This window comes from Spirosoma litoris (assembly GCF_054776755.1).
In genome coordinates this window covers 62,082-73,361 of the sequence record NZ_BAAHBI010000003.1, presented here as the reverse complement: position 1 = coordinate 73,361, position 11,280 = coordinate 62,082, and the positions used below count along the sequence as shown (strand labels likewise).

Genomic DNA, 11,280 nt, shown 5'->3' with positions numbered 1-11,280 from the left:
GGGTTGGGATGACCAGTATCTGCTTAACATTCTTACCCTTTTTTAAATGCGTTTAACCTGTGTATCAATAAGCAAGAGCTTGTTTAAACTTTTGTTTTTGTCATCCCGACAAAGGAGGGATCTTCGGATGCTAGCTACTATTTCCTCACCCGAAGATCCCTCCTTTGTCGGGATGACAAAAACACACCGATTAGTACTTGATTTTAGAAAGTTTAAACAGCTTTCAACTATGAATAGATTATTAGTAGCATACTGCCTACTGGTTTCCTCGTTTGCTTTTGGGCAACAGAAACCAAGCCGAACCCGTCTTTTCGATTCAGATTGGCGGTTTTTAAAAGACAGCACCGTTCAGGCTGAGCAATCTAATTATAATGATGCCAACTGGCGAAAGCTGGATCTGCCCCACGATTGGAGCATCGAGGATTTACCTAATCAGGCACCAGATAAGGTAGCCGGTCCGTTTTCCCGAGCGAGTGTTGGTGGCACGTCTACGGGTTTTACCGTGGGCGGCACAGGCTGGTATCGTAAAACGTTTACGCTTAATTCGTCGGAAAAAGGAAAGTCAGTTCTGATTCAGTTCGATGGGGCGTATACCGAAACAGATGTCTGGGTAAATGGTCATCACTTGGGTTATCACCCTTATGGCTACACACCGTTCAGCTATGATCTTACCCCCTATTTAGCACCTCATGGGGCGAAAAATGTACTGGCTGTCCGGGTAAAAAATCTGGGGCAAAACAGTCGGTGGTATACGGGCTCCGGCATCTACCGACATGTGTGGTTAACGATCGCTGACCCCGTACAAATTGGGCAATCTGGCATATCCATCACAACCCCTCAGGTTACCGAAAAATTGGCTCAGGTACAGTTGATTGCAACAATTGACAATGCCAGTGGGAAACCGATGCCGATTGTTGTACAAACGACGTTGATTGCGCCGAATGGCAAACCGGCAGGTACTACATCTCGGCAAATGGTAACTGTATCGGCTACTGGTCAAGCGGCAAGCAAACAGGTACTAACTCTGGCCAATCCACAACTATGGTCGCCCGAAACGCCCCACTTGTATAAAGCGAGCATTATGCTTTGGTCAGGCAAGAAACGGCTGGACAGCATTGTGACTACGTTCGGCATCCGCTCCATAGAATTCGGCGCGAATAAAGGCTTTGTGTTGAACGGGAAACGGGTTTTACTGAAAGGGGGCTGTATTCATCACGACAATGGCCCACTGGGATCGGCCGCCATCGACCGGGCCGAAGAGCGAAAAATAGAACTACTGAAAGCCAACGGATTCAATGCCATTCGCACCAGCCATAACCCACCTTCCACCGCCTTACTGGACGCCTGCGACCGACTGGGGATGTTGGTCATTGATGAAGCGTTCGACATGTGGCAGCGACCTAAAAAACCACAGGACTACCATCGCTTTTTCGATGCATGGTGGCAGCGTGATTTGACGGCTATGATTCAACGCGACCGGAACCATCCATCCATTATTCTCTGGAGCATTGGCAATGAAATCAACGAGCGGGCTGATCCATCCGGGCTGGAGATTACGAAAAAACTGACCGATGAAGCACATCGACTAGACCCAACGCGCCCGGTTACCGAAGCCCTCTGTGTGTTTTGGGAACATCCCAAAAAAGTTTGGGAAGACTCAGACAAGGCTTTTGCGATTCTGGATGTAGGCGGCTATAACTACGAATGGAAGCACAACGAATCAGACCATCAACGCCATCCCGAACGGATTATCGTTGGTACGGAGACGTTTGCCAAAGAAGCATTTGAAAACTGGCAGCAAGTTGAAAAACACCCTTACGTCATCGGCGATTTCGTCTGGACTGCCATGGATTACATGGGCGAAACCGCCATTGGGCACACGATTATTCAGCCGAAAGCCGATAAGGATAGTACTAAAGCTGTATTGCCGTGGCCCTGGTTCAATGCCTGGTGTGGTGATCTGGACCTGATTGGAAGTAAAAAGCCGCAGTCCTATTACCGCGATGTGGTCTGGCGAAATCGACCAGTCTCGATGGCTGTTCACAGTCCCATTCCCGATGGTATGAAAGAAACGGTTACCAACTGGGGCTGGCCAGATGAACAACAAAGCTGGTCCTGGGCCGGAGCTGAAGGGAAACCGCTTCAGGTTCGGGTTTTCTCGCGTAGTCCGTTGGTCCGTCTGGAATTGAATGGCAAACTCATTGGCGAACAACGCCCATCTGATAGTACCATCACCGCAATCTTCACTGTTCCATACGAGCCCGGCATTCTAAAAGCCACAAGTTTTAACAACGGTGAACCAACAGGTACTGTCGAGCTACGCACTGCTGGCAAACCGCACCACCTTCGTCTAATTGCCGACCGGTCGACCATAAGTTCCAGCCGTAACGATTTGTCTTACATAACGGTTGAGGTGCTGGATGAACAGGGAAATGTGGTTCCTTCAGCCGATCTTCCAGTTACGTTTCAACTATCGGGTGTAGGCGAGTTGGCAGGTGTAGCTAACGCGAATCCAACAGACCTAAGCAGTTTTCAGCAAGACCGAAAAACGACATTCCGGGGTAGGTGTTTAGCCATCGTTCGTCCGAAAGGAACGACGGGAAGCATTACATTAACGGCCGGCTCGCCCAATTTGCAATCTGGGAAATTGATCGTTAACGTACGCTAATCAGAATCACTCATTTCGTTGCTTTAGCGGTTAATAGCCACTCGTAGGGATTGATCGGCAAAGGAAGTCCGTTAGGCTGAATTTGCAGATACATCAGATGCAGATGTGTTGGCGAGCGGGTTTTGTAAGCATTGAAGCCCGTTCGGCCCATTTCAGCGAGTTTTTCGCCAGCGTGCACCCACTGGCCCGGCGATACATCTACTTCGCTATTGTGCGCGTAATAAAACAACCCGTGAAGCGTAGGATCATAGACCCAAATCCAATTTCCGCCCCGATACTCGGAACCGGGTTTCCAATCGGTTTCGATGGCTAATACCAGACCTCGACTCATGGCTAGTATGTCGACAGGCTTGCTCGTTCGATCGTCGATATTGTCCTGATTACGATCACTGATAAAAATATCCTGTGCTGGATGACTTCCCCGCACGTTATAATCAAACAGATCAAAGCCATTGCCCCGATAGCCTTCGCCATGCGAACCGCCAATGGCACTACTCGAATAACCGCGTATAGGAAACGAAAAATATTGACCAGTTCGACGCAGACTGTCGCGCTGGAGCGAATCCTGCTTATAACTCTCCATACTCCGAAACCGAGCCTGCAGGTTGTTCATAATGCTACTGAACTGAAGCCGTGCGGAGTCGGGCGTAATGGATTGCTCCCGAATTTGTGTGTATAAAGTCTGGAACTGCTGACAATACGTGTATAGCGTGGGTTCGTCTGTGTTGCTACTAACAACCTGCGATGAAGCGGCATTGAGCCCCCCAATTAATAATGCTCCTACAATACCCAGCACTCGCATGAACGAAGTTACGTCAATCTCCACTACGCTAATTTTTCGATTAATTGGCCAAAAATACACAAAGTCACGCGACAGGCCTATGAAAAGATAACTCAAACTAGACACAAGCATTGATCATCAGGATAGAAGCCATTGACCGAAAAGGGCAGAACTTTATATGTAAAGTCACCAGATAATTACTTATGCCAAGTTAGTTGACTTAGTTGAAAAATATTTTTTACCGACACAGGAAAAAACTTAAATTCATTTGGATATAAATTTTATTGTGTCGTTATTCGCCCAAATTTAAAACAAACAATGCAAACAGGAACTGTAAAATTCTTTAATGAAACCAAAGGGTTTGGCTTCATTAAACCCGATGAAGGTGGCGAAGATATTTTTGTACACGCTTCCGGTCTCATCGACCAAATCCGTGAAAACGACAAAGTTAAGTTCAATGTCGAGCGCGGTAAGAAAGGCCTAAACGCCGTTAACGTCGAAATAGCTTAATTGTAAGATATAAAGACAACCGTTGTAAAAAACATGCCAGATGGCATGTTTTTTTTTGCCCTGTCGGTTCGTAGAGCCATTTTTGTGGCCACAAACAAAGAGTCAGGCAGTGGTCAGGTATTGGCAAGGTTGGTCAAGAATTGCTTTTCAGCTCATACAATACCTAACCACTGCCTGACCAGATTTGACAATACCTGACAGTTCGTATGACCCAATTGCCTGAACAACGTGTGGCTGCCCGGCTCGGCCTCAATGCCCGGTCGGTAGCCGCTACCATCGAATTACTCAACGGCGGAGCTACCGTTCCTTTTATTGCCCGCTATCGAAAAGAAGCAACCGCTTCAACTACGGGCATACCGCTCGACGAAGTACAGATCGGCCAGATTAAGGAAACCTACCAGAAATTACTGGAACTTGACAAACGGCGGGAAGCTATTCTAAAATCTATTGATGAACAAGGAAAGCTGACGACCGATCTACGCCGGAAAATCGAAGCGACCGATTCGCTCATCGACCTGGAAGACCTTTACCTACCGTACAAACAGAAGCGGAAAACACGGGCCATCATCGCCATTGAACGGGGCCTGGAGCCGCTTGCCAATGTGATTGTTGGCCAGCGGGAATCGAACCTCGAACGAGTTGCCCAACGATACTTATCCGACGCTGTTCCAACGATAGACGACGCGCTACAAGGCGCTCGTGATATTCTGGCCGAACGAATCAGTGAAGATGCTGATGCCCGACAACGTATTCGTAACTTATTCGAGCGAGAAGCCATTATTCGCTCGACGGTAAAAAAAGGGAAGGATATAGAGGGGATAAAATTTAAGGACTATTTCGATTTTGCTGAGCCGCTTCGACGTGTGCCTTCGCACCGATTGTTGGCGTTGCGTAGGGGAGAGGCTGAAGGTTTTTTGTCTGTAAGTATCGGACCAGACGAGGACGCGGCTATAGAACGGCTTGAACGACAATTTGTGGCCGAACGGTCGGGGACGGCAGATTGCAAAGAGCAGGTTTCGCTCGCCATTCGTGATGGCTACAAACGACTGCTTAAACCCTCACTCGAAACAGAGTTTGCGAACTTTTCCAAAGAAAAAGCGGATGCAGAAGCCATCCGGATTTTTGCCGATAACCTGCGTCAGCTGTTACTGAGTTCACCATTAGGGCAGCAACGCGTGCTGGCTATTGATCCGGGGTATCGAACAGGCTGCAAAACCGTTTGTCTGGATGCGCAGGGCAATTTATTGACGGATACCGTATTGTATCTGGCTCAATCGGAAAGTCAGAGACAACAGGCCGCACAGACGGTGCAGAAACTGGTGAGTCAATATAAGATTGAGGCTATTGCCATTGGAAACGGTACCGCCGGACGCGAGACGGAAGAGTTTGTGCAGGGGTTGAAATTAGTCACTGCCTCAGGCGGAACCCTGCCCATTTTTATGGTTAGCGAGCAGGGAGCCTCTATCTATTCGGCGTCGGAAGTAGCCCGCAGTGAATTTCCTGATCATGACGTTACCGTTCGGGGAGCCGTTAGCATCGGTCGCCGTCTTATGGACCCACTGGCCGAATTGGTAAAGATTGATCCTAAATCAATTGGGGTTGGCCAATACCAGCATGATGTCGATCAAACCGATTTGAAAAGCAGTCTGGATACTGTCGTTGAAAGTTGCGTGAACCAGGTGGGAGTGTCATTAAATACGGCCAGCGCTTATCTGTTGCGCTACGTTTCGGGGCTCGGACCACAATTGGCTGGCAATATTGTTGCCTACCGGGCCGAGCATGGAGCCTTCACATCGCGCGATCAGCTCAAAAAAGTGCCTCGCCTTGGTCCGAAGGCGTTTGAGCAATGTGCAGGTTTTTTACGGATTGAAGGCGCAAAAAATCCGCTGGACAATAGTGCCGTTCACCCCGAACGTTACGCCGTTGTCGAACGCATGGCTACTGATGTAGGCAGTACGGTTATCGACCTGATCCGTAAGCCCGATCTGCGTCAGCAAATCAAGCCTGAACGCTATGTAACAAACGAGGTTGGCTTACCCACGCTACGCGATATTCTGACCGAATTGGCCAAGCCCGGACGCGACCCACGCGAACAACTTTCGGTGTTTGAATACGATGCGCGCGTTCGATCCGTTGATGATTTACACGAGGGCATGGTACTGAATGGGGTAGTTACCAACATTACCGCCTTTGGTGCCTTTGTTGACATTGGCGTTAAGCAGGACGGTTTGGTGCACGTATCGCAATTGGCCAATCATTTTGTTTCTGACCCCAAAACGGTTGTGAAGGTGTACCAGAAAGTAAAAGTTAAGGTCATGGAGGTCGATAAAGCTCGCAAACGCATTGCTTTATCCATGAAATTTTAATAGGTTGCTAGTATCATTATCCAGCTCTATACGATTTTTAAAACCGTATAGAGCTACAACAAGAACCCTAATCCCATTCTGTATGCAACTACGCTGGCTCCGGGAACAGTTATACCCCGTACTGCTGAGTGCCTACCTTTTGTCAACGCTTTCGGCCTGTGAAGCTCTTCGCTCCTCCGGTCCATCTGTCAGCCGTCGTCCATCATCGTCAAAACCGGTTGCCCGTCGAACTCCAACGGGTAAAACGCCCGCTCGTCCCCCTGCGGTTCCGGCCAAGCCAGCCGGTAAGGTAGTGGATGTACGTACGTACGAAGATCGGTACGTTCCCGAAGTGGTTAAGATTGCGCGGACCTATACGGGGACGCCTTACCGTTCAGGTGGCAACACAATGGATGGGATCGACTGTTCGGGTCTGGTATACGCGGTTTTTAACACGGTGGGTTTGAAAATGCCCCGGATTTCGTGGCAACAGTCGGAAGTAGGGCATGAAGTAGAGGTCAATGAAATTTTGCCCGGCGATCTAATTTTCTTCGTGCCGGATAAAGGGCAAGCTGGCTATGTGTCGCATACAGGCATTGTAACAGAGGTGAATGGTGCGCAAAATATCCGATTCATTCATGCCTCATCATCGCGTGGTGTTCGAGAGGATAATCTATACACCGACTATTTTAAAGGCCGTTTTGTGAAAGCGTTGCGACCGTTTTAAATGTTGGCCAGAAATGGTCAGGTATTGTCGATCAGGCAATCGATGGTTCCCTGTAGCTGTGTCCTCACAGCGATCTATGCGTTAGTCATTGGTTTCAGAATCGCCATGAGCGAGTATAGCTTGATAAGAGAAATGACTAAAAACGGAAAAACCGCCTTCGGGGCGGTTTTTTTATGAGTTATAGAGAGGTAATTACACCGCTGGTTGAGTGCTGTTGATTAGGTTTTCCCAATGAGTGCGATCCTTGTTCTTTAATTTCATTTCAAGACTTAGGGCTTCGTTGCGGGTAGCAAATTGCTGCGTGAATTTGACTTCCCAGGGTTTTCCTTCGGCTGTGGCCGGGTTCGTTTTCGCATTGTGCTGCCACAAGGCTATTCGCATATCTTTGGCTTGACCAATGAAATACTGGTCGGTGCTAGGACTATAAATAATATAAACGGTATGCATACGATTACGAGACTATTGTCAAATCTACATAAATGGTAATACAAAACAAACTTTAGCTGTGTATACGGGAAAGTATGTTTAATAGATCAAAAAAAATAAGCTTGTGTTTGGGCTACATTAATTTTTTGTTCATCTTTGCACCCACAAAAATGGGGGATTAGCTCAGCTGGCTAGAGCGCTTCCATGGCATGGAAGAGGTCATCGGTTCGACTCCGATATTCTCCACAAAACACCCGAAAATGCTGTTTCCTGCCCGGAAACAGCATTTTTCATGTATAGCCACATTAATTTAACAAATCGCTTAACAAGTACCCTAATGGAGATGCCCCAAAATGGCTCTCAATCAATACCTCCCTTCCGACTCTGTAAACTTTATCATTTCAATTACGACACCTCTAAAACTTGGCTACTAGAGTTCTACCAGTGGAACATCAAAACACAACAGCTTGACCGCCGTTTTTTCAGTCGGCATTTCAATAAGTCTAAGAACGCGAAAGATCGTCTCAAGGAAGCTCAGAAGTGGGAACGCTTCATTAATCAGCAACTTGAGAACGGCGCGGTTTATAATCCTGATTTGAAACCGGGTACGAAAAAGCCCGTGCCCGTCGTCGCGCCCATCGAAAAGGAAGACCTACCACTATTGGTTGATGATTTGGAGCTTTACCTAGCTGACAAGAAAGCGTCTTTGGGTTCAGAGGAATCGTATAAGGTATATCGAAACTTTGGGGCTAAGCTGAAAGCCTTCATTGAGGAAAACAAGCTAGAGCAACTCGCGACTAAGCACGTTACGCCCGAACTGTGCGAAAAATACCGGAGCTATATTTTAAAGCTGCACGCCCATCCTACGACCCGGAACAAAGAGATTAACCAGACGAAAATATTCTTCAAGTACTACGCGAAGAAAGGCCGTAGGCGATATGATATTAGCCCGGCTGTCGATTTAGAGTTCGTGTCTAAGCAGGAATCTCAAATGCACGAACCTTATACCGATGAACAGGTAAGTGTGATCTTTCAAGAGATCGAGAGAAGGCAGGATTTAAGCCTATTGCTGTTTATCTACTTTGTGCATTATTGCTTTGCCCGCCCCGGTAAAGAAGTTCGACTGATGCAGGTAAAAGACTTACGGGATAGGTCGGTAATGATTCGGCCCGGTCGATCTAAAACCAGCATTACTAAATCGCCAACATTGCCTAAGCCACTGGCTGAGTTAATCGACTTCTTGAACATCCGTTCGTATCCGCCCGATGATTATGTATTTGGAGCAGGGGATAAGCCCGGCCCGGTGCCTGTTGGTAAGAACCATTTCTACCATCGACACAAGAAAATACTCATGGACTTAAAGATTACAGGCAAATACACTGTATACGGCTGGAAACATACCGGGAATATCAAGGCTATCCGGTTAGGCATCCATGCTAAAAAGTTGCAGTTGCAGAATGGCTTTACGGAGTATAGAACAATGGAAATCTATACGCGTAGGCTTGCCGCTTTTGCCGATGATGAGATTTATGAAAAGTTTGTTTAATTCGTCACTATAAACTACCATCCACCAATGAAACACTTAATGACCTTTTGCCTTTTATTTGTATCTATCACTGTCTTATGCCAAGATCGTGTAACGTCAGCCGCTTATCGCGTACGAACAAATGCTACTGAATTCACTATTCATTTTTACGCCTTTGATGGTGTTTTGTGTACTGCAGAATTGAATGCTGATAAACTGAAAGAGCCTCTGAAATTTAGAGTGGAAAAGAGATTGACCAATAGCTTTATTATGTCGCCCGTATCTCTAATTATGGACCCGAACGGCACAAGAAACCGTTTGGTTGTAGAATTAGTAGGAGGTGATGTGATTATAAAAGATGCCTCAAACAACATCACAATAGGAAATGCTAAATGGTTTTATGAAGGGCCAGTAAATGGGAGGGGAATGCATTGTGAAAACTGTTTAGGTGAAGATGAGTCATTTGGCCTTTTAAGAAGGGCAAGGGCGTTAAATGAATGATTCCTAAACTCTTAATCAATACGAATGCCAAACCATTGGTTGGGCATTCGTATTGATTAAGAAATTATTTCTATTTGATTAATATACCTGAAAACACTGTCAAATATTAATAATTCCTTGTCGTTGTCATAAAAGGTAATGCATAGATTTTCTATATTAGAACTATTATGGTTAAAAGTGCTAATCAAAGATTTTATTGGGAGTATGATTTTGAGGATTAATTCATTAAGCAGAGTGCCTATTTTATTGAAATCTGTTTCGAATAATTCTAACAAAGGATATACCGGTATTGTTGAAAAAGAAAGTAAGTTTTTCTTTAAAGTTGCCCCCCATCCGTCAAAATTATTTAAAAATTCTTTGATGTTGAACTCAATAATAACTTCAGTTTTAACAATGTTATTTGTAATATTTGCCGTTGTTCTAAAAGAGTTAATTGGGACTCCACAGTGTTGTGCATAGTTTCTGAGTTTATATATAAACCGATAATGGAAATTGTTGTCATAAAGGCTTGAGGTTAACAACTTATATTCTTTGTATTCTTTTGATTTATCCCCAAATTGTCTTTTTAAGAATGTTTCTGAATGGTCAAGATAGCTTCTCATAGAAGAGAGAAAATTAAGCATATGCCTATTTAATTCTATTTTTGTTATTTCTGGATTTACTAAGAAGATTTCATTTCTAAATTCAGTTTTTTCAATAGTATGTGATATCTCATTTAGAAGTAATTTTAAATTATTATTAGCTATGATAAATAAACTTTTGATTGATAATAGTTCAGCTAATATTTTCTCATTTTTTGTAATTAATTTATAACTTTCGGTAGATATTATACGAATAGGAACAAAGGTAGTGCTACTTTTTCTGTCTACATATTTTGATAAAACGTAAATTCTTTCTAGTGAATTCATTATTAAATAGCTATATAAGATGAAAATTAAAGATGCTCCAACATGGTCTTAATATGTGCTATTTTACAACTATATTTATAAAGTTATCTACAAATTTAGTTACTATATGTTCTAGGTAATTATCAAGATATTCTAAACTGACAAAGTCAACTAAATATTTGCCTTTCATTCTTTTTGAGTGAATATCTCTTGTAAATGATATATGAGGGGTTTTAATTAAATTAATTGGCTTTAAATGAGTTTTGACTAAATATATACTAGAATTTAATACGATAATTGGGAAATAAATTATATAATTTTCCCAAGAAGAATTGTTTTGTTGGTTGTCTAGCGATTTGAAATATTCTAAACATTTAAAGATAGGGAGTAAAATGCTATCATATATTCCCTCCTGAAGGGCATGCCATTCTTTACCTTTTCTTACAATTTTACAAAATTGAACAGCTTTGTAGTCATTTAAATGATAAGGGAAAATTTCTTGTATTTGATAATATTTAAAGCCAGTAACGAAATAAAAAGAATTCAGATTTCCTTCAATAGGAATTTTATATTCTTTTTGTGGAAAATTAAAATTAGGTGGTGAATAGTTTGAGTCGCTAGCGTTTTTGTTCCTGCAAATAAATACAAAAGGATTTGTGTTGTTTTTACATTCGCAAATTATCCTTACTGATATAGAAATTTGTTTTTCTTTGTTATAGAATTGTTGCCTAAATGCCATTACATCTATCTCTCTTGATTTTTCTTCATCTTCATCTTTGTATGCGGTATTTGTGTATATGTGAAAATTATTTTTCTCGAAGACGCTTGCGACTTCTTGCTCAAATAAATATCCTGAGGCATTTAAGGCTTCCAATATTTCTTCTGTATTCGGCTCCATATATTCGTGTTG

Annotated in this window: 10 protein-coding genes and 1 tRNA gene; 7 read left to right on the top strand and 4 right to left on the bottom strand. The window is 44.0% G+C overall.

What is annotated here, in order from left to right; translation table 11 throughout:
• Nucleotides 1-229: 229 nt before the first annotated feature.
• Nucleotides 230-2,668, top strand: a complete 2,439-nt coding sequence (locus ACYVGR_RS02325) for a glycoside hydrolase family 2 TIM barrel-domain containing protein (protein WP_460953626.1) — start codon at nucleotides 230-232, stop codon at nucleotides 2,666-2,668.
• 10 nt (nucleotides 2,669-2,678) lie between these two features.
• Here ACYVGR_RS02325 and ACYVGR_RS02320 read toward each other — a convergent pair whose 3' ends face one another.
• Complete coding sequence (locus tag ACYVGR_RS02320; protein ID WP_182464227.1) at nucleotides 2,679-3,470, bottom strand: M23 family metallopeptidase; 792 nt, start codon at nucleotides 3,468-3,470, stop codon at nucleotides 2,679-2,681.
• A 297-nt stretch (nucleotides 3,471-3,767) separates the two neighbouring features.
• Between ACYVGR_RS02320 and ACYVGR_RS02315 the strand changes: the two genes are divergently transcribed.
• From ACYVGR_RS02315 to ACYVGR_RS02305, 3 genes are all read left to right on the top strand, one after another.
• Entirely contained in the window at nucleotides 3,768-3,959 is a 192-nt protein-coding gene (locus ACYVGR_RS02315) for a cold-shock protein (protein ID WP_018620078.1), read from the top strand.
• Nucleotides 3,960-4,165: 206 nt separating this feature from the next.
• A complete protein-coding gene (locus ACYVGR_RS02310; RefSeq protein WP_460953624.1) occupies nucleotides 4,166-6,325 on the top strand; it encodes a Tex family protein in 2,160 nt (719 codons plus the stop codon).
• 82 nt (nucleotides 6,326-6,407) lie between these two features.
• Nucleotides 6,408-7,031 (top strand): C40 family peptidase, encoded by a 624-nt coding sequence (locus ACYVGR_RS02305; RefSeq protein ID WP_460953622.1) that lies wholly within the window; start codon nucleotides 6,408-6,410, stop codon nucleotides 7,029-7,031.
• Nucleotides 7,032-7,223: 192 nt separating this feature from the next.
• Here the strand turns inward: ACYVGR_RS02305 and ACYVGR_RS02300 are convergent, their stop codons facing one another.
• The gene (locus ACYVGR_RS02300) at nucleotides 7,224-7,478 is read right to left on the bottom strand and encodes a GIY-YIG nuclease family protein (protein WP_182461435.1); all 255 of its coding nucleotides are present in this window, start codon (nucleotides 7,476-7,478) and stop codon (nucleotides 7,224-7,226) included.
• Between the two features lie 151 nt (nucleotides 7,479-7,629).
• Between ACYVGR_RS02300 and ACYVGR_RS02295 the strand changes: the two genes are divergently transcribed.
• The 3 genes from ACYVGR_RS02295 (at nucleotide 7,630) to ACYVGR_RS02285 (ending at nucleotide 9,483) form a co-directional block, all read left to right on the top strand.
• A tRNA-Ala gene (locus tag ACYVGR_RS02295) sits at nucleotides 7,630-7,703 on the top strand.
• A 91-nt stretch (nucleotides 7,704-7,794) separates the two neighbouring features.
• The gene (locus tag ACYVGR_RS02290; protein WP_460953620.1) at nucleotides 7,795-9,003 is read left to right on the top strand and encodes a tyrosine-type recombinase/integrase; all 1,209 of its coding nucleotides are present in this window, start codon (nucleotides 7,795-7,797) and stop codon (nucleotides 9,001-9,003) included.
• Between the two features lie 27 nt (nucleotides 9,004-9,030).
• The gene (locus ACYVGR_RS02285; protein WP_460953618.1) at nucleotides 9,031-9,483 is read left to right on the top strand and encodes a hypothetical protein; all 453 of its coding nucleotides are present in this window, start codon (nucleotides 9,031-9,033) and stop codon (nucleotides 9,481-9,483) included.
• 56 nt (nucleotides 9,484-9,539) lie between these two features.
• On the opposite strand, the gene ACYVGR_RS02280 is transcribed toward ACYVGR_RS02285, so the two are convergent.
• Both ACYVGR_RS02280 and ACYVGR_RS02275 read right to left on the bottom strand, forming a co-directional pair.
• Entirely contained in the window at nucleotides 9,540-10,391 is an 852-nt protein-coding gene (locus ACYVGR_RS02280; RefSeq protein WP_460953617.1) for a hypothetical protein, read from the bottom strand.
• A 58-nt stretch (nucleotides 10,392-10,449) separates the two neighbouring features.
• The gene (locus ACYVGR_RS02275; protein ID WP_460953615.1) at nucleotides 10,450-11,268 is read right to left on the bottom strand and encodes a hypothetical protein; all 819 of its coding nucleotides are present in this window, start codon (nucleotides 11,266-11,268) and stop codon (nucleotides 10,450-10,452) included.
• Nucleotides 11,269-11,280: the final 12 nt, after the last annotated feature.